The sequence below is a fragment of the Cupriavidus sp. 10L43_2 genome, assembly GCF_056395265.1.
Map to the genome: position 1 here is coordinate 1 of NZ_JBFTJE010000022.1, position 18530 is coordinate 18530.

An 18530-nucleotide genomic window follows, 5' to 3' on the forward strand; every position below is an offset into this window, starting at 1 on the left:
CAGTATTTCCGCTTTCCGCCATTGGCCGAGCAAATCAAGGCGGCCGCCGCAAAGCAGATAGCCTGGGGCCGCGACCCGGGCGAGCATGGCCCCATCCACCTGTTTGTCGTCACCAATGCGAGCGACGAGGGCATCGGCCCCGGCACGGTGAACACCTACCGGATGCTGGAGGCCCTGGGCCGCGCCGACACCATCCCCGGTGTGGCGAAACTCGAACGGCAGGACAAGCGGCGCGAGGCCTTGCAAAAGGAATATGACGAGGCGGTCGCGGCGGAGAAGCAGGCCCGTGGAGCCATGCAGGGCGCCGAGGAAATGCGCCGATACGTGGACAGCGAAGTCACCGCGAAGAAGCTGGCCGAGGCCATCGAGAACCTGAGGCGGGCACGAGAGCGACAGGCAGAACTGGTCGATCAGATGAAAGCCCCGCAGGAGGCCATCGTCCCGTCAGAAATCCCCGGCCTGAAAGTCCACATCTGCACGCTGGTCGCGCCGGATTCCCCACCCGGAAAATGGGAGCACGTGTATGTGCACTCGAAGCTGATGATTATTGACGATGTGTTCATGACGCTGGGCTCGGCGAATATCAATACCCGCAGCATGGCGGCGGATAGTGAATTGAATATCTGCCATGAGCATACGGGGGTGACGGGGCCGCTACGGAAGCGGTTGTGGGGGATACATACCGGTGGAAAAGGGGCGCAGGAAGATGTTAGGGAGGCGTTTATGAAATGGGACGGCATCGTCAGAATGAACGCCGAAAGGAGAAGAAACGGCGAGACCCCCAGTACCTCTCTGGTGGGTTTCCATCGCGATGATCCCACGCGAACCTATTTGGATTAGCGAATGCGAATACTCCTCAACTTAGTGTTGGCCACATTTGCCTTGACCGCATGTTCAAAGGAAAACCCGATGAGAACCGTTCCAGACCTTTCGCAGATCCGTGCCAACCTGGAGTTCTCTTGCGTGCATGAGGCCGCGCAGCTTCCGGCGTTGAATCCCGAGGCCGATACGCTGTTTCGATACGCAAGGTATCTGGAAAAGAAAAAAGGGCCGAAGGAATATGACGAGGTGGCGCGCTACTATCGGATCGCAGCTGCCCACGGTCACTACAAAGCCAATAACAACTTGCAGCAGTTGGTGTCACACGGATTGGCGTCTTCACCTCTCGCACAAAAGGAGAGTGTCGACCTGGCCGCGCAGTTGGTCGAAGCGGGCGTGCCGTCAGGGTACTACGACATCGGCTATTACTTGAACCTGGGCTACGGTCTCAAGCGGGACAAAGAAATGGCGCTGCGGTACTTTCGCAAAGCGGCCGACCTTGGTAATGCGAATGCTCAGACGTATGTGGCAGAGCTTCTCGCGCCGTTAGATAAAGCTCCAGATATCGCGCGGAAAATGCAGCGGTGCGCAGCCGAGCAGGGTCACGGTGAGGCGGCGGGAAGTCTGGGAATTCATCTGCAGAATAAGGGAGTCTACGCCGACGCAATTCAAACGTACCAGATGGGCGTTCGCGCGGGCAATGCGCTTTCAGCATCCTTTCTTGAGGAAGGATTTCGGGGGCCGCCAGAATCGGATATGTACTATTTAGGCGCCGCACCGGATATCGAGCGGTCTGAGCGCTATAAATTGATCGGCAAATTCCTAGATCGTTACGACGGCCAAAACCCCAAGCTCCCCGACATCGACACAATCGTCCCCCTGCCCCCGGCCAAGCTTCCGCCCTGGGACGGCACCTTCCAGTGGCAGAAGGAACAGGAAGCCGCCGAACCACCGCCAAAGCCGTCGGATGAACTCATCCTCCGCCTGTGCAAGGCCAAGAACCTCGACCCCGCCACGGGCCTGGCCATTCCGCCCCCGCCCAAGGCGGCATTGGGCACGCAGGCGAACACCGGCACACCGTGCCCCGAATCCGGAACATGGCGCGCCACCCGGTTCAGCTTTCTACAGGACGCCACCGGGCATTTCCGTAAAGGCGAGACGATGCCCGCGCTCTACGTCCCCAACCGGCGCATCTTCGACTGGCTCGACGATTTTCTGGGCTTGCGCTATCAGGACGTGGCCGTCACCTGGAAACTGGTGGTCCACGACAAGGAAACCTGACCGACCGGCGCCCCTTGATGACCCAAAGCCGTATTGGCACAAACAAAGACCATCGAAACAAATGGAAGTCACCGGTGGCCTCATTGATCGAATCTTATCGAGACGATCCAAAGCGCTCCGATCCGGACTGAAATGCGAACCTTTCCCTTGTTTTTTGCCATGGCGTTTACGACGATCGCATGTTCAATGGAGACCCCTATGCGAACCGTCCCGGATTTGGCCAGTGTCCGCGCGAATCTTGCTTTCGAATGTACGTATGAAGCAGCAAGTCTTCCTCCGCTCAATCCGGAGGCCGATGTATTGTTTCGGTATGCTCGGCATCTGGAAAGGCTTAGCGGCCCAAAGGATTTCGATGAGGTGGCTCTCTACTATCGAGTAGCAGCTGCCCATGGACACTACAAGGCAAACAATAACCTGCAGCAACTGATTTCACACGGTTTGGCTTCCTCGCCGCTCGCGCAAAAGGAAAGCGTCGACCTGGCTGCGCAGTTAATCGAGGAGGGGGTGCCGTCCGGGTATTACGACATTGGGTATTACTTGAACCTCGGCTATGGCCTCAAGCAAGATAAGGAAATGGCGCTACGGTACATCCGCAAGGCAGCCGACCTTGGCAACGCCAACGCACAAGTCTACGTTGCGGAGTTGCTTGCAGGCTGGGACAAGGCTCCTGCAATAGCGAGAAGCATGCGCCAGTGCGCCACCGATCAGGGACATGGCGAGGCGGCAAACGCGCTGGGAACCAACTTGCAGGGCGACCAACTGTATGCGGAAGCGGTAAAAGCATTTCAGAAGGGCGTAGCCGCCGGAAATTCGATAGCCGCCCTAGTGCTGGAGTACGGCTTCAAGCCGGTTCTCCCAGAGGATATGGACTATCTTGCCTTACCTCCCGACCCCGAACGCTCCCGCCGTTATGAGCAAATCGGCAAATTCCTAGACCGCTACGACGGCCAAAACCCCAAGCTCCCCGACATCGACAAAATCGTCCCCCTGCCCCCGGCCAAGCTTCCGCCCTGGGACGGCACCTTCCAGTGGCAGAAGGAACAGGAAGCCGCCGAACCACCGCCAAAGCCGTCGGATGAACTGATCCTCCGCCTGTGCAAGGCCAAGAACCTCGACCCCGCCACGGGCCTGGCCATTCCGCCCCCGCCCAAGGCCGCATTGGGCACGCAGGCGAAACCACCCTATATAACCCAAAGTCGTCCAATTCCTACACCGATATCAGCCCTAGCCCGCCTTGGTTGTGCCGCTTGCTGTTCTACCCTGAATCTACAAGGCAACGCTGAGGCAAGGCTTGGGCTGCGCCTCCGGAACAACAATAGGGAAACAAGGAGCACGCCATGGGTATCGGCACCATTCTTCTCATTATTCTGATTCTGCTGCTCGTCGGCGCGCTTCCGGCGTGGCCGTATAGCACGGGCTGGGGTTATTGGCCCAGCGGCGGGCTGGGTCTTATCGTTCTCATCGTGGTCCTGCTGGTGGTATTGGGCCGAATATAAGGAGTGATTGTCATGCCAGCGAAATCGAAGGCACAGCAAATGGCCGCCGGTGCGGCGCTCTCCGCCAAGCGTGGAGACACCAAGGCTGGCGCGCTGAAAGGCGCGTCCAAGTCGATGTACAAGTCCATGAGCGAAAAGGAACTGGACAAGATGGCCAGCACCAAGCAAAAGGGCAAGCCGACGCACAAGGCCAAGAGCTGATCGCTGCCGCATCTCGCAGCCGCGTCTCGCGGAACCTCGTGCCCCTGCCGGATCCTATCCGCAGGGGCACGAGGCATTTCAGGGGGGTTACTTCTTGCGCGGCACGCAGGGGCCAATCCATCCCGGGAGCCTGCGCGCCTTGCTGCTGCGCGCCAGCGGAATGGCGAGCGTCATCGCGCGGGCGAAGCCGGCGATGCTATGCATGTCTTCTTCCACATGGCGCCGCAAGAAGCCCGCCCAGCTGAAATCGCCGTAGGCATTGCCCGGTTTCTGGTAGGCACCGGCGTTGCGCGTGAAGGCGGCCAGGCTGCGGTACGGGTCGTCGCGCATCCCCATCACCGTGGCGGGCAGCGCATCGACGTCCAGATGCTTGCCGTGCTCATCCACCGGATGAACATGCCCGAGCGCGCGCATCTTCTTCCAGAACGCGCTGGGCGACAGGTCGCTGAGATCGGCGTCGATGCAGACCGGTGCCGTGCGCCAGCCCAGTTCCAGCCACGCGCGCGCCCAATGGTGATGATCGGCGATATACAGCGCCCCACCCGGCCCGGCGATGGTCCGGATGCAGTGTTCGCGGAGGAACTTGCGCATCGCGGCCGGCTCGCGCGGCTGGGCGCTGACGTCCATCTTCTCGTGGACCTGATAGAAGCCCAGCGTCAGCTGCGTGGGGCGCAGGGTGTCCAGGTCCGCCGTGTCGGTCTTGGCCATGGCGGGCGCCTCAGCTATGGCTCGATACCTGCCGATCGACGTAATGCTCCAGTTCGCTGCCCGGATCTTCGTTGCCCGTGCTATCCACGGCGACGGCCTCCTCGGCCACCGGCCCGGCGTGCGCGGGCCGGGCCTCGCCATTGGACTGTCCGGACTGGCCGGACTGGCCGGACTGCCGGGAGGCGGCCGGCGCGGGCCAGCACTCGCCTTCCTGCGTGTCCACCAGCTTGGGCTGTCGCTTCGGATCGAAGTCGGCCCACTGGCCGCCTTCCCAGGTGCCGCTCGCCCGCTCGATGTCGCAGGCGCCGCCTTCGCGCAGCACATCGGCCACTTCCTCGCGGCGGTCGCCCTTGGCGCGGGCGGCCAGCAGCACGCCCGGCGGGCGGGCGCCGCCCGGGTTGACGGACATGATCGACACATCCCAGACCGAGAACCCGCGCGCGTACAGCTTCTGGGCGATCTCCTCGGCGTCCGGGATGGACGCGAACCGGCCGGCTACGATGGATGACATGATGGGCTCCCTTGCGATACGTCGCGATTTATCGATCGATGCGGGCGCGGTCAGCCGTTGACCACTTCCCCGCCATTGATATGCAGAATCTGGCCGGTGATGTAGCTCGCGGCGTCAGACGCCAGGAACACATAGCCGGCCGCCACCTCGAAAGGCTGGCCGGGCCGCCCCATTGGCGTCTTCTTGCCGAACTTGGCCACTTCTTCCTCAGTGAACGTGGACGGAATCAGCGGCGTCCAGATCGGCCCCGGCGCCACGCCGTTGACGCGGATGCCACGCTTGACGATCTGTAGCGCCAGCGAGCGCGTGAACGACACGATGGCCCCCTTCGTCGCCGAATAATCGAGCAGATGGCCGCTACCGCGATAGGCCGTCACCGAGGTCGTATTCAGGATCGACGCGCCCTTCTGCAGGTGCGGCAGCGCGGCGCGCGTGACGTGGAACATGGCGAAGACATTGGTGCGGAAGGTGGCTTCGAGCTGGCTGGTGTCGATGTCTTCGAGCGAATCCTGCGGATGCTGCTCGGCGGCGTTGTTGACCAGGATGTCGAGCCGGCCGAACTGCTTGATGGTCTGGGCCACCACGGCGTCGGCATGGCTGACCTCGGCCAGATCCCCGGCGATGACCAGCGCCCGGCGGCCAGCCTGCTCGATCAGGCTGGCGGTTTCCTTCGCGTCGCCGTGCTCGTCCAGATAGGCGATGGCCACGTCGGCGCCCTCGCGCGCGTAGGCCACGGCGATGGCGCGGCCGATGCCACTGTCGCCGCCGGTCACCAGCGCCACTTTGCCTTCCAGGCGCCCGCTGCCCACGTAGTCGTCGGCGCCGCTATCCGGGCGCGGTTCCATCTCGCTTTCCAGGCCTGGCTGATGTTCCTGGTGCTGGGGCGGTACCTGCTTGGGTGTAGCCATGGCAATACCTGTGAGAAGGGGATCGGAATTGGATATAGGCAAGGTCTGCGCAAATTCCATGCCGCGCGCCGTGGCCCGCCCGCAAGGGAAGATTAGGCGGCTGGCGCCCTCGCCGCGCGTAACGGTTACAACGTGTGGCAAGGATTGCACCCGGCGCCGCGCGCGACTCGCATCGCGCACATCGCGCGGGTACGGCCCCGACCAGCCTCCGCGCGGCATGGAACTTGCGGCTTGGCGAACACCGAACCGCAAGGAGCGCGACATGTTCAATTTCCGAGGAGACCGCGGTGCCAGCCGCACGGGCCGCGCCAAGCCCGAGCCGGCCAGCCCGACCCATGAGGACTGGGGACAGGAATGGGGCGAAGACTGGCGCGGCGATACGACCTACGGCGGCGCTGGCTACTACGGCGACAGCCGCAGCGGCGGACAGTCGTTCAACAGTGCACAACGCGTGTATCCGGGCGATCCCGGCTATCGCGAACATCCCACGCGGCCGCAAACGCTCTCCGGCACCGGGGTCGGCAGCCGCCGCCCGGTGGGGCCAAAGAACTACGAACGGCCCGACGAGCGGGTGCTGGGCGATGTGTGCGACCGCCTCGCCCACCATCCCGACGTAGACGTCTCCGATGTGACCGTCGATGTCGACAAGGGGCTGGTCAAGCTCGGCGGCACGGTCGGAGACCGGCGCCAGAAATACATCGTCGAGGAGATCGCCGATGCCGTGTACGGCGTGAAGGACGTGGAAAACCAGATCCGCGTGCGCCGGCCGGGCGAGGGAGCCGACTCCGCCCAGCGCGACAGCATCGGTAGCTGGGCATCCGGCTCGGAAACCGGCGAAGCCACCACCTCCCCCGAACGCACGCTGAACAAGAGCTGAGGCCACCCCCATGGCAAAACCGCTGCGCGCAGGCGCAAAGCTGATGGTGCCGATGGATCATCTGCGGCCCACGCAGATCACCATCGGCGGCTACCACGTCGCGCAGAAGATTCATGTCACGCGGCGCCTGTCGCACGCCGATCTGCCCGGCTTTCTCGACAAACACCGCGTTCACGTGGTGCTCGGCCCGGAGCACACGCTCTACGTGGTGGATCACCACCACTGGGTGCGTGCCTGGCATGAGATGGGCATGGAGATGGTGCCGGCGCACGTGCGGGAAGACCTGAGCCACCTGTCCCAGCGCAAGTTCTGGGCGTACATGGTCGAGAACCACATGGTCCACCCGTACGACGAGCAGGGCCGGCGCCAGCCCATCAAGGCGCTGCCGCCGGACATCCATGCCATGCGGGACGATCCGTATCGGAGCCTGGAGGCGTTCGTGCAGCTGGCCGGCGGCTATCGCAAGGTCAAGGCCGCCTATCCGGATTTCCGCTGGGCCGACTTCTTCCGCCAGCACATCGAAGGGCCGTTCGACACCCATCACGGCTTTGCCACCGCGCTGGCGCGCGCGGTGCAACTGGCGCTGAGCACCAAGGCGCGCGGGCTGCCCGGCTATATCGGGCCATGCCGCAAGCGCGCTGCGTCGAAGAAGAAAAAGACCTAGTCAGGCGCCGCGATCGAGCGGCGCATCAGGACGCGGCGTCTTGGCGGGCTGCGGGGCATCGCGGCGATCGGGGCCATCGCCCCGGCGTGCCATGTCGCGCGCCTGCGTCAGCACGCAGCACAGCAGGTAGTACGCCCGCTTGAACTCGTTGGCCGCTTCGCGCGGGCAGCCGTTACCGGCCTGCCGGAAGCCCGCGTCGAGCCGGGCCTCGATGCCGCTTTCCCATTCCGCTTCCGTGAACAGATGGCGTGCACGGTTGCGCCAGAGCGCCATCGTCGACATCTGCCGACTAGCCAGCGTGGAGGGCTCCCAGCGCCCCTCGCCATTGCCGAGGTCCAGGCGCATCTCGCACAACGCCTGCATCAGCACGCGCGCCTGCCGGAGATCCCGCCCGCGTAGCGGCCGGACCGTGCCACCGCGCCCCTTGCAGGGAACCGTGGCCAGCCGTGGCATCGGCACTTCTTGATGGTTGTGGTTGTTGAGGGCTGCAACGATGGACTCCGTTTGCGGGAAGTCCTGATGCACCGTTTCCTGCTGGCTGCCGTCGATACTCAGGCAACTGAAAACTGCGTTTTCCACCTTGGCCTCTTGCTAGACTCGCTACGCTGTTGTTATTCATTGGTAGGCGTAGCGATGCAATTGCCGTGCCGGACAACGCGGGCTCACCTCATGCTGCTTTGCGAGGCGTCGCCACCGGCGCACAGGTGCTCTCCAGCAGCGCCAGCAGGCGCGCTTCGTCGGCACGCAGGCGCACGCCGGCACGCGGGACCGGCAAGGCTTGCAAGGTGTCATCCATGAAGGCCGCGAGCACATCCGGGTGTACGTAGCATTTTCGACAGACGGCCATGGTGTTGCGCAGCCGCTGCGCCACTTCGCGGATGACCTCGGTCACGGCCTTCTTGCGCGCGGTCTCGCTGTCGGCCGTGGTCTTGCGCAGCAGCGCCAGCGCGTGAACGCTGCCGGCCCAGGTGCGGAAGTCCTTGGCCGTGAAATCGCCGCCGGTCACCTCCTGCAGGTAAGCGTTGACATCGACCGAGCCGATCTCGCGGATCTCGCCGTCCGGGTCCTTGTACTTGAACAGCCGCTGCCCAGGCAGCTCCGTGCAGTTGCGGACGATGCGGGCCAGGCGGGCATCGTTGACGGACACGTCGTGGGTCACGCCGCTCTTGCCGGTGAACTGGAAGCGCAGGCGGCTGCCGCGCACGGCCACATGGCGCCGGTGCAGCGTGGTCAGCCCATAGGTGCGATTCTGGCGCGCGTAACGCGGCGTGCCGACGCGCACGAGGGTGGCATCCAGCAACGTGACCACGGCGGCAAGGATCTTCTCGCGCGGCATGCCGTTGCGCGCCAGATCACGGGCCAGCCGCCCGCGCAGGCGCGGCAGCGCATGCCCGAAGGCCATCAGGCGGGTGTACTTGTCGGTGTCGCGCAGCGCGGCCCAGTCCGGGTGATAGAGGTATTGCTTCCGGCCCCGCGCATCGCGGCCCGTGGCCTGGAGATGGCCGGTGGGGTCGGCGCAGATCCAGACCGACTCGTAGGCTGGCGGAATCGCCAGCGCCTGGATGCGCGCGAGCGTGGCCTTGTCCTCGATGCGCTTGCCCTTGGCATCGGCATAGTAGAAGCCCGTGCCCGCGCGGCGCCGGGCGATGCCGGCTTCGCCGTCGTCGGCGTGCCGCAGCCCCACGGCACGCAACGCGGCGTCGGCGGCTTGCTCGGCGGTCGCTGCGGGCGAAGGGGTGACGGACGCGGGGCTCATGTGGCTCCGCCAACGCACAAACAATGCCAGCCAGTGGCGACCGCACTTTATGCGGGTTTTGCAAGAATTTCCGGTGCGACTGGCAGAAACAACACGGCCTGCAATCGCTACAAAGCGACTCGCACGCGCTGCCCCGCGCTACTTGCGTGCCTTCGGCGCCGACGCCGCGATCACCTGCGGGTCGTTCTCGTCGTCGGCATCGCCAGCCGCCACGGCCGTCTCGTTGTCGTCCTCATCGGGCGCCAGGCCGGCATCGGCACGCGGCGGGGGCGGCTTTTGACGCGACACCGTGTATTCGGGGGATTCGGTTGCCGTTGCCTTCTTCACGGTGGACGGTGTGCTTGGCCGGGGCGGCGCCACCGCCGGGCCGGTACGCGCTTCGGTCACCATCTCGCGCAGCCATCCCACCAGCAACTTGCCATAGGCGCGCTGGCAGTCTTCTGTCGACAGACCGTGGTCGGCGCCTTTCAGCACGCGGTACGTGATCGACCAGGCCTCGCAGCAGGCGTCCACGTAGCTGAGCACCGCCGCGTGGGGCACAATGCTGTCATGCTGCGATTCCACAACCAGCACATCGCCCTTGAAATTGGTACAGGCGCGCAGGGCCCGGTTGGTATCGGGGGCTACCACCTTGCGCCGGTACGCCACGAGATCCTGGTCGTGGTGGAGCTGCCGCTTGGGCGACTCCCATCCGCTATCCATGTAGAGCGCCGGCGCGCGCAGGGCCAGCCAGCGCACCGGGCGCAGCTCGCACAGCACGGCGGCCAGGTAGCCGCCGTAACTGCTGCCCACCACGGCGATGGCGTTGCGGTCCACCTCGGGGTGCCGCACCAGCACGTCATAGGCAGCCAGGACATCGGCCAGGTTGCGCATGCGGCTTACGGTTTCGTATTGCGCGGCGGTACCGGCATGACCGGTCAGGTCGAAGGTCATGCAGACGCAGCCCAGGCCGGCCACCTCGCGCGCACGCGCCAGGTACTGCTGCTGGCTGCCGCCCCAGCCGTGCACGAACAGCACGCCGGGGAGCTTGGTGGCCGGCGTGATCAGCGTGCCGGCGATGGTACCGCCATCGGTATGGACCTGTAACGATTCCTCATGTGTGGCCATCAGAACTGGACTCCAGAATTGCGTACTTCGTCAACGGGCCGACGTTGCGGTCTTCTCCCTGGTAATAGACGTCCGCGCCGGGCGGCACGGGTACGTCGCTGCCATAGATCTCGCGCGTGCTGGCGGTGGCCCGCACGCATTGGGGATCGGCCTGGAAGGCCGCCAGCGCGGCCAGTTCGGCCCCGGTGGCGCCGCCCACGCGCCATGACTGTTCGAGCACGCCGAGCCGCTGCCGGCCGTTGTCGGTGCCCATCGCCACATCGTAGTTGCAGCGGGACACCATCGTGCCCGGAAAACACTCCACCGCCGCGGCGTGATAGGCCAGCGCGGCCTGCACGGCCTCGCGCAGGTGCGCCTCGATCGGATGCGCGCACAGGTCCTCCAGCGAGCCGCGCACCACGCGCAGCGTGGACCCGCCGTAGACCAGCTTGCCGGCGTGATTGCGGGTGAGGCCCTGGGTACCGCAGTAGCTCGCGCGCAGGTTGCCCACCTCCAGCTGACCGACGCTGAACGTCGTCACGTCCTCGAGGTTGCGTTCGAGCACCAAGCCTTCGCACTCGATCCGCCGGGCGTCCAGCGCTTCCAGCGCGGCGTCCAGTTCGGCCGCGTTCGCCACCACCTGCTGGCCGAGTCCGCCGATGCCGCACGGCTCCTTCACACGGACCTTGCCCTCGCCCAGCATGGCCTGCCCGGCGCGCCGGGCATCCTCCACCGAGAACGCGGTGTAGCCGGGCAGGACGCAGGGCTCGATGCGCGCGCCGAAGTCATGGCTCCAGCCCTCCGGCGCCCTTGCATCGGGAGAAATCAGCCCGTGGGAGATCGCCTTGGTGCCGACGAAATCGTGCGGCACCACGCCGCCGAGCAGGTCATGCAGGCTGTCGATGCCGAGCTGGCGGGCGCTGTCGATGCCAGTCAGTGTGTCGGCCGGCACGAAGTAGAGACGGTCCGCCGCAGCGCCGTGGGTCACGGCGTCGTAGCTGCCCGCGTAGCGGAAACCCGCGAGGGCCGCCACGCGCTCGGCGATGTTCCGCAGCGTGACGCCCGGATGACTCGCCGGGTCGTCGCAATCGGCGCGCCCGTAGACAACCACGCGCACCTCGCGTGGCTGGGCCAGCGGCGCCGGCTCGTTGGATGCCGTCGTAACTGCGGGATTCGGAGTTGCCGGGGTGGCCAAAATGGTCTCCTCAGGGAACAGACGTGCCCGGAACGCACCGGGCATGCGCCGCCAAGCCGAGCCAGATCCATGCCAGCTAGGTGGCGGGCTCGGCATCGGCCGGGGCGGCATCCGCTTGACGCCGCGCGTGGCGCGCGCGCCGTTTCGCGGCATGGTTCTCGTTGGCATCGTCCAGGGAGTGGCTGCACTTCACCCCGCCCTCCTTGTCCGCCAGTTCCGCCAGATGGCGATAGAACAGCACAAGCTGGCGCAACTCGTCCTCGTCGAGTTCCTCGATCGAGATCAGATGGTTGCTCGCCGGCTTGCTCGATGCCAGCAGCTCATTCAGCTTCAGGTGCACGGCCATCGAGTCCTTGTTCTGACTCTGCTGGATCAGGAACACCATCAGGAAGGTGACGATGGTGGTGCCGGTGTTGATGATCAGCTGCCACGTCTCCGAGTAACCGAAGATCGGGCCGGTCATGGCCCAGACCACCACCACCAGCACGGCCAGCACGAAGGCTGCCGGGGAACCCGCGTGGCGCGTGGCAGCGCCGGCGAAGTGATCGAACAGATGCATCATCCGGCGCTGTTTCATGAAAGGCTCCTGCGGAACGCACGACTGTCTACATTGTAGAGAGCGGACCGCCGCCTGATCAGCCGGCGGTGTCCTACAAGGCTGTCGGCGCGTTGTGACGCGTCGTTTTTACAAGACGGCGCCGCCTTGGGCGGCGCCTGCGCTGTGGCGCCGCAGGCATGCCGATTGCGTCGCACGGTCATGCAGGACTCTTGTTACCAGCGAAAGGAAGCGCCATGCAGACGGAAACCCAGGACACCGCCCGGACCAGTCCAGACGAAGACGACGAATTGCTGCGCGAACGCGTGGGCACATGCATCGCCGAAGCGTGCGGCGGTGACATGCCCGATGGCGTGGCCGTGCACGTGGTGGACCGGCGCGTCACGCTGACGGGCCGCGTGGAGGACATCGACCTGTCGCAACGGCTGGAAAAGGCCGCCGCCACGCCGCCGGGGATTCTCGGTGTGTCGAACCAGCTCACCACGCGGGTGCCGCCGCCCCCGGAGCCGGCCGGCCAGCCGCAGGCCAGTGGCATGCGCGCGGACCCGTCGAGCAAACCCTCGGGGCAGGTGAACCACAAGGTCTGAACCCTTCCCTCCCTCAAACGAAAAAACCGGCGCCCCAGGGCGCCGGTTTTCATCGGTACGGGCCTCAAGCCCACGGATCGTAGCGATCCTTCTCCCAGTACGGTGAAATGCCGTAGTACTCGTGGATCGTGGTAGCCCACTGCGAGTTCGCCATGGTCGGCCAGTGCTCCTTGTCGAAGCCCGGCGCGGCCTTGATGCGCTCGCGCTCCACACCCAGCACGAAACACTTGCGCCGCGTGTCCAGCGTCAGCGCAGACCACGGCAGCGCGTGCAGCTTCTCGCCGATGCCGAGGAAGCCGCCCATCGCCAGCACCGCATAGGCGATGCGGCCGCCGAGCACGTCGAGCATGATGTGGTCGATGGTGCCGATCTCCTCGCCCGAAGGGTCCACTACCTTGTTGCCTTCGAGGGTGTCGGACGCCATCACGAACGGTCCCGGCCCGGCGCTGTGCTGTTCCGCCCCGCCGATGATGGCCGCGCCCTTCGTTCCGGGGCCGCCGGGCGGGATGCCGGGCGGCTCTGGCGTGTTATCGATGCGTTGCATGGCTGCTCCTTTTTGTGAAAGGGTGAAAGGCATGGTGATGGAAAAAACCGCGCGGCGCTTACTGCCGCTGCCGCGCGCGCGCTGAATCTTCCCCGGTCAACTGTCCTGCCGGCACGGGCGGTGCCAGCGGATCGAAATCTTCCCAGCGGCCATCGCGCCACTGGCCTTCGGCGCGCTCGACGTCTTCCGCGCCGCCCTGCCGCAACTCGTTGGCCACCAGCGCGGTGTTGTCGGGCGACACATGCGCGGCCAGCAGCACGCCGGCATGCCGCATGCGGACCTCGCCGGTGCGCGGATCGCGCTGGCCGGTGCGGGTCATCGACAACGCGCCCATCAACGACCCGCCATAGGCGCCCACGCCCGTGGCAATCGCCAGGATCAACACGAACACCCACGGCTGCGGCGGCGTGGCGAACCACGCGCGCACGGCGGCGGCCAGGCAGATCCCCACGGCCGCACCCAGCGCCGCGCCAATCATCAGGCCCCGCCCGGCGCCCTTGCCGGTCTGCCGGGCGGCCGGATCCACCGCCTGGTCGCCCCCGATCGGGAACGTGGCGTGCTGGCCGGCCGGGTTCACATAGAACAGGCTGAGATCCTGCTCGCTCAGCCCCTTGGCCCGCAAACGGGCCGCGGCGGTCTCTGCGTGGTCAAACGTATCGAATCGTCCTGCGATGATCGTAGACATAGGGATGCTCCGTTCAAAGCGTTGATGCGGTACAGGCGTGCCGGGGCGCACGAAGAATCACAAGCGGCCATCCAAAGGGAGGGCCGCCTGGCGTCCGAATTACTTCTTGCCCGACTTGGCCGTGCTCTTGTCCTTGTGGGCGGATTTGCCAGACTTGCCCGCCTTATCGGCCGCCTTGTCGCTGGCTCCCTTCCTTTCGGCAGCGGCCTTGCCGCTGGCGGCCTGATGCTCGCTGCCCTTCTTCAGGGTCCAATCCACATCGTCGCGCTTGGTGGTGGTTTTCTTCTCGGCATGCATCGCCGCGCTCGGCGAAATCGGGTCGCTGGCCGGGAAGGTCATGTCGAGCGAGTCGTCCACGGCGGCCTGATAGGTCTTCTTTTTCGGCTTGTCCTTCTCGTGCTTGCCATCCGCCTTCTCGGCGCCAGTGATTGCAGGCGCGGCGGGATGATTGGCAGAGGTCGGGAAGGGGCTTTGCGATCCCTTGGAAGCGTGGGCTTTGTGCATGGCATCTCTCCTGTTGGGTATCGAGTTCGGGTCCCCTCATGGCGGGGCTCCACGGATAACCATGCAAACGGTGGGCCAGCGGCCCATGGGCCATCCACGCCGCTTTGACGGGCGGCCGACGGTGCAGATTGTGCTGGATGCGGTAAAAAATGCCGGAAGGCGGGGCGGGCGCGGAGATCAGGCGGCCGGTTGGCGGGGGATGCGCACGGCGATGCAGACGCTGACATTGTCGGCGTCGCAGTTGTCATTCTCGGCGGTCAGCTGGGCGCCCTGCAGTTCCACCATGCGCCGCGTGAGCAGCAGCGCGGTGCTCTGCCGGGGCGAGTGGGCGCCGGCCTCGGCCACGCTGCGCCCGAAGAAGTCGGTCAGCACGGCCAGCCGGGAGGCCCCGCGCGAGCGGTCCAGCGGCGGGCTTTCGGAGATGCGGAATTTCACGTACTCGGCCTCGGCCACCAGGTGCACGCGCACCGATCCGCCGGTCGGCGCGCGCCAGATGCAATGGATCAGCAGATGGCGCAGCAGCGGCGCCAGCCGCAGCGCATCGCCCTGCACGCAGAAGTCCTGTCCGCCGGGGCTCTGGCATTCGATCGAGCCCAGCGTCACGCCGCGCGCTTCGGCCGCCGCCCGCTTGTCGCCCATGGCTTCCTCGGCGGCGTCGCGCAGGTCGGTGGTTTCCCACTCCGGCTTGCGCTCGTCGGCCAGCAGGCGCACGGCCTCCTCCATTTCCTCGATCAGTGCCAGCTGTTGATGCATGCCGGAGCGGATGCCGTCGAGCGCGCGCTGCGCCGGGGGGGCGGGGGTATCGATCGAACGGTCCAGCACGTAGCCCCAGCTCTGGATCGCGTTGAGTGACGAGCGCAGGTCATGGGACGCCTGCTCGATCAGCGCGGCCACCTCGCCAATGCTGCGCACGGCCGGGAACGCGAGGTCCCCGGCGGCGGCGCCGTCGTGCGCGGGTTTTGGGGTGGGGCTGGGTGCGTCGGCCATGGCCATTTTCAGGTCTGCTCAGTCAGCGTGTGAATCGAAAGGGAGCCGCCAATCACGGTCCTCATGCAAGAACCATGCGCCGACAAGTCCGGCGCCGTGGATTCCCTGTCACGCAGCCTGCACTCGCCCGCCCTCACGAGGCGGCGGGCGGGCTGGAGTCGCCATTGCGCGACGCGCGCAGCCATTCGGGCAGCTCGCCCTTGGCCGCATAGTCTTCCAGCCGGTTGTATAAAGTCTTCAAACTGATGCCCAGAATCTCCGCCGCGTGCTTCTTCACGCCCGAGCACTGCTCCAGCGTGGCGAAGATCAGTTGGCGGTCCGCCTCGGCCAGGGACATGCCCACCGGCACCGAGACAACGGCCGTACCCGTCGAGGGCGCCGCCGCCACTTGGAGCGGAATCTGTACCTCGGTAATCACATCCTGGTCGGCCATGATGTAGGCGCGCTGCACGAAGTTGCGCAGCTCGCGCACGTTGCCAGGCCAGGCGTGCATGCGCAGGCTCTCCAGCACGCTGGCGGCAAAGCGCCGTTGCGTGCCCTGCTCGCCGTTCAGCTGTTCCAACATGGTGTTGGCGATCTGCACCACGTCGTCGCCGCGCGCGCGCAGCGGCGGCAGTTCGATCGGGAACACGTTCAGCCGGTGGTACAGGTCGGCGCGCAGCTTGCCCTCCGCCACGGCTTCCTCGGGGTTGCGGTTGGTGGCGGCCAGCACGCGCACATCGGCATGCTGTTCGCGGTTGGTGCCCACGCGCATGAAGGTGCCGGTCTCGAGCACGCGCAGCAGCTTGACCTGCAACTCCAGCGGCATCTCGGTGATTTCGTCGAGAAACAGCGTGCCGCCGTCGGCGCGTTCGAAATAGCCCTTGTGCTGGCGGTCGGCGCCGGTGAAGCTGCCGCGCTCGTGGCCGAACATCTCGGTTTCGATCAGCGTGGGCGAGATCRCCCCGCAGTTCACGGCCAGGAAGGGCTGGCGCCGGCGCGGGGATAGTTCGTGCACGGTCTGCGCGGCCAGCTCCTTGCCGGTGCCGCTTTCGCCAATCAGCAGCACGGTGGCCTCGGTCGGGCCGACCTTGCTGAGCTGGTCATAGACCGCCTGCATGGCTTCGGAACTGCCCAGCAGCCGGCCGAAGCGGCCATAGCGGCGCAACTCGCCGCGCAGCGAATGGATCTCCGCTTTCAGCTCGCCGGTGGTGGCAATACGCTTGAGGACGGTCTGGAGCCGCGTGACGTTGATCGGCTTGACGAGGTAGTCGGTGGCGCCCAGGCGCAGCGCCTCCACGGCGCTCTCCACGCTGGCGTAGCCGGTGGTCAGGATGACTTCCACGCCGGACGAGCCGACTTCCTCGAACAGCTCCATGCCGCTGCCATCGGGCAGGCGCAGGTCGGCCAGCACCGCGTCGGGCATGCGCCAGCCTATCTGGAGGCGCGCCTCGCGCAGGTTGCCGGCGGTGGCGGAGGAAAACCCCTCGATCGCGACAATTTCTGCCAGCGCCGCGCAGGCGTTTTCGTCGTCGTCTACGATCAGGATGTGTGGCATAGGCTGCGCTGGCGTCCGTTGGCGCGGGATTCCTGTCGGAAATCGGTCCGGAGTCTGATTCTCATGAGCCCGTTGGCCTTTCGGTTCGGTGGATGCAGGGTGCTGCGGCGCTTCAGATACTACTGAGATTACGCGGCGGCAAACCGCCTGGCAAAAGTCTCGCCGTGCAACGGGCGGCACAGGGGCAACACAGGCGGCAAGATACGCTGAAGTCTAGCTACAGGCGCTTGGCCGATATGCCAGTGTCCGTCTGACACAGGTGTCGGACCTTTCCGCGACGGCGGCATGGGATGTAGCCACCCGCAGCGCGACCGGATAGCATTAAAACATCATTGACCAATCCGACGCCGTCGGCACCCTTCCCCCACTTTCCTGGGATGGCGGGCGCAGGCGGCCACACTGCCACCCGTGTCCACCACCGCGACGCTTCCATCCGCACGTTCCTCGGCGCCCCCGCCGCGCGCGCCGGGCCGCCGTGCCGCGCCCGGGCAGGTCTCCCTGCTCTGGGAGAGTACCGCGCCAGCCATGCAGCGGCTGATCGCCCAGCTCAACCGGGTGGCGGGGACGGACGTGACGATGCTGGCGGTGGGCGAGAGCGGCAGCGGCAAGGAAGTGGTGGCGCGCGCCGTGCACGAGCGCAGCAGCCGCGCCGGCGGCCCGTTCGTGGCGGTCAACTGCGGCGCCATCGCCCCCACGCTGATTGAATCCGAGCTGTTCGGCCACGAGAAAGGCGGCTTCACGGGCGCGCTGGAGCAGAAGGCCGGCTACTTCGAGCAGGCCCAGGGCGGCACGCTGTTCCTGGACGAAGTCACCGAAATGCCGGTGGAGATGCAGATCAAGCTGCTGCGCGTGCTGGAAAGCCGTAACTTCCACCGCGTGGGCGGCGACACCCTGCTGGTGAGCGACGTCCGCATCCTGGCCGCCACCAACCGCGACCCCATGGAGGCCGTCCGGGACGGCCAGTTGCGCGAAGACCTGCTGTACCGGCTGGCCGTCTTCCCGCTCCATATTCCGCCGCTGCGCGAACGCACCGAGGACATCGTCCCGCTGGCGCGCCATTTCCTGGCCGAATTCAACGCCATGGAACAGACCGAGAAAGCATTTTCGGCCAGCACGCTCGAACGGCTGGTGCGCTATGACTGGCCCGGCAATGTGCGCGAACTGAAGAATTCCGTATATCGCGCCTATATTCTGGCCGATAAACTCGTGGAAATTGGCAATCCCAATCTCGCCAGCCAGCCGATGCGGCCGACGACTGTCGATGGCGTGGTCAGCGTACGGGTGGGGACGACACTGGCCGATACCCAGCGGGAGATTATCCTGGCCACGCTGTCGCGCTTCGACGGCGACAAGCGGCAGGCCGCCAAGGCGCTTGGCATCAGCCTGAAGACGCTCTACAACCGGCTGGATGTCTATCGCGCCGGATAATGGCGCGCCGCCTCCGCTGAAAATCGTCCCCGCCCCTTGGCGGGGATTTTTTTGCCGATTTATTCCGCACCGGCGTGCCGATTATCGCCCCCATTTATCGATAGCCTTCCGCCTCGTCGGATTTCACGAAAGCCGTATTCCTTACTTTACATCCGCCGGGCACCGTGTATTTCTTACATATGCGACCCGGACGCGCGGCC

At 65.7% G+C, this 18530-nt stretch carries 22 protein-coding genes; 9 read left to right on the forward strand and 13 right to left on the reverse strand.

What is annotated here, in order from left to right; all coding sequences use genetic code 11:
* From AC1DEL_RS24300 to AC1DEL_RS24320, 5 genes are all read left to right on the forward strand, one after another.
* Nucleotides 1–840, forward strand: an 840-nt coding sequence (locus AC1DEL_RS24300; protein WP_477105626.1) for a phospholipase D-like domain-containing protein, incomplete at its 5' end; no start/stop codon positions are given.
* A gap of 3 nt (nt 841–843) precedes the next feature.
* Nucleotides 844–2100 carry an SEL1-like repeat protein gene (locus AC1DEL_RS24305; RefSeq protein WP_454757665.1) on the forward strand — a complete coding sequence of 419 codons (1257 nt, stop codon included), beginning with the start codon at nt 844–846 and terminating at the stop codon, nt 2098–2100.
* Nucleotides 2101–2232: 132 nt separating this feature from the next.
* Nucleotides 2233–3471, forward strand: coding sequence for an SEL1-like repeat protein (locus tag AC1DEL_RS24310; protein WP_477126294.1), 1239 nt, complete (start codon nt 2233–2235; stop codon nt 3469–3471).
* Complete coding sequence (locus AC1DEL_RS24315; RefSeq protein ID WP_082016542.1) at nt 3438–3596, forward strand: DUF3309 family protein; 159 nt, start codon at nt 3438–3440, stop codon at nt 3594–3596. The genes AC1DEL_RS24310 and AC1DEL_RS24315 overlap by 34 nt, the downstream gene beginning before the upstream one ends.
* 12 nt (nt 3597–3608) lie before the next feature.
* Complete coding sequence (locus tag AC1DEL_RS24320) at nt 3609–3797, forward strand: DUF3008 family protein (RefSeq protein WP_092301347.1); 189 nt, start codon at nt 3609–3611, stop codon at nt 3795–3797.
* Between the two features lie 87 nt (nt 3798–3884).
* On the opposite strand, the gene AC1DEL_RS24325 is transcribed toward AC1DEL_RS24320, so the two are convergent.
* The 3 genes from AC1DEL_RS24325 to AC1DEL_RS24335 are packed head-to-tail and all read right to left on the reverse strand — an operon-like array spanning nt 3885 to nt 5924.
* Nucleotides 3885–4505 (reverse strand): ParB-like protein, encoded by a 621-nt coding sequence (locus AC1DEL_RS24325; protein ID WP_477107504.1) that lies wholly within the window; start codon nt 4503–4505, stop codon nt 3885–3887.
* Nucleotides 4506–4515: 10 nt separating this feature from the next.
* Nucleotides 4516–5016 carry a hypothetical protein gene (locus AC1DEL_RS24330; RefSeq protein ID WP_477126295.1) on the reverse strand — a complete coding sequence of 167 codons (501 nt, stop codon included), beginning with the start codon at nt 5014–5016 and terminating at the stop codon, nt 4516–4518.
* Nucleotides 5017–5066: 50 nt separating this feature from the next.
* Nucleotides 5067–5924: an SDR family oxidoreductase gene (locus AC1DEL_RS24335; RefSeq protein ID WP_092301356.1), complete on the reverse strand. Its 858-nt coding sequence runs from the start codon at nt 5922–5924 to the stop codon at nt 5067–5069.
* A gap of 262 nt (nt 5925–6186) precedes the next feature.
* Between AC1DEL_RS24335 and AC1DEL_RS24340 the strand changes: the two genes are divergently transcribed.
* Nucleotides 6187–6801: a BON domain-containing protein gene (locus AC1DEL_RS24340; protein ID WP_255370986.1), complete on the forward strand. Its 615-nt coding sequence runs from the start codon at nt 6187–6189 to the stop codon at nt 6799–6801.
* 10 nt (nt 6802–6811) lie between these two features.
* Nucleotides 6812–7465 (forward strand): ParB-like protein, encoded by a 654-nt coding sequence (locus tag AC1DEL_RS24345; protein ID WP_092301362.1) that lies wholly within the window; start codon nt 6812–6814, stop codon nt 7463–7465.
* Here AC1DEL_RS24345 and AC1DEL_RS24350 read toward each other — a convergent pair whose 3' ends face one another.
* From AC1DEL_RS24350 to AC1DEL_RS24370, 5 genes are all read right to left on the reverse strand, one after another.
* Nucleotides 7466–8044: a hypothetical protein gene (locus tag AC1DEL_RS24350; protein ID WP_477105624.1), complete on the reverse strand. Its 579-nt coding sequence runs from the start codon at nt 8042–8044 to the stop codon at nt 7466–7468.
* Between the two features lie 88 nt (nt 8045–8132).
* Nucleotides 8133–9221 (reverse strand): DNA topoisomerase IB, encoded by a 1089-nt coding sequence (locus AC1DEL_RS24355; RefSeq protein ID WP_477126296.1) that lies wholly within the window; start codon nt 9219–9221, stop codon nt 8133–8135.
* Nucleotides 9222–9359: 138 nt separating this feature from the next.
* A complete protein-coding gene (locus AC1DEL_RS24360; protein WP_441645096.1) occupies nt 9360–10328 on the reverse strand; it encodes an alpha/beta hydrolase family protein in 969 nt (322 codons plus the stop codon).
* On the reverse strand, nt 10315–11502 hold the full coding sequence (locus AC1DEL_RS24365; protein ID WP_441592563.1) for a DUF3182 family protein: 1188 nt from the start codon (nt 11500–11502) through the stop codon (nt 10315–10317). The genes AC1DEL_RS24360 and AC1DEL_RS24365 overlap by 14 nt, the downstream gene beginning before the upstream one ends.
* Before the next feature lie 76 nt (nt 11503–11578).
* Nucleotides 11579–12079: a low affinity iron permease family protein gene (locus AC1DEL_RS24370; RefSeq protein ID WP_255370988.1), complete on the reverse strand. Its 501-nt coding sequence runs from the start codon at nt 12077–12079 to the stop codon at nt 11579–11581.
* 215 nt (nt 12080–12294) lie between these two features.
* Here AC1DEL_RS24370 and AC1DEL_RS24375 point away from each other — a divergent pair, with 215 nt between their 5' ends.
* Nucleotides 12295–12645, forward strand: coding sequence for a BON domain-containing protein (locus AC1DEL_RS24375; protein ID WP_092301376.1), 351 nt, complete (start codon nt 12295–12297; stop codon nt 12643–12645).
* A 64-nt stretch (nt 12646–12709) separates the two neighbouring features.
* On the opposite strand, the gene AC1DEL_RS24380 is transcribed toward AC1DEL_RS24375, so the two are convergent.
* From AC1DEL_RS24380 to AC1DEL_RS24400, 5 genes are all read right to left on the reverse strand, one after another.
* Nucleotides 12710–13189 (reverse strand): PRC-barrel domain-containing protein, encoded by a 480-nt coding sequence (locus AC1DEL_RS24380; RefSeq protein WP_092301379.1) that lies wholly within the window; start codon nt 13187–13189, stop codon nt 12710–12712.
* A 58-nt stretch (nt 13190–13247) separates the two neighbouring features.
* Nucleotides 13248–13874, reverse strand: coding sequence for a hypothetical protein (locus AC1DEL_RS24385; RefSeq protein WP_092301382.1), 627 nt, complete (start codon nt 13872–13874; stop codon nt 13248–13250).
* 99 nt (nt 13875–13973) lie between these two features.
* Nucleotides 13974–14378, reverse strand: a complete 405-nt coding sequence (locus AC1DEL_RS24390; RefSeq protein ID WP_255370989.1) for a hypothetical protein — start codon at nt 14376–14378, stop codon at nt 13974–13976.
* Between the two features lie 177 nt (nt 14379–14555).
* Entirely contained in the window at nt 14556–15365 is an 810-nt protein-coding gene (locus AC1DEL_RS24395; RefSeq protein ID WP_477126297.1) for a sensor histidine kinase, read from the reverse strand.
* 133 nt (nt 15366–15498) lie between these two features.
* Entirely contained in the window at nt 15499–16902 is a 1404-nt protein-coding gene (locus AC1DEL_RS24400) for a sigma-54-dependent transcriptional regulator (RefSeq protein WP_477159203.1), read from the reverse strand.
* A gap of 408 nt (nt 16903–17310) precedes the next feature.
* Between AC1DEL_RS24400 and AC1DEL_RS24405 the strand changes: the two genes are divergently transcribed.
* Complete coding sequence (locus tag AC1DEL_RS24405; protein WP_092301388.1) at nt 17311–18330, forward strand: sigma-54 interaction domain-containing protein; 1020 nt, start codon at nt 17311–17313, stop codon at nt 18328–18330.
* Nucleotides 18331–18530: the final 200 nt, after the last annotated feature.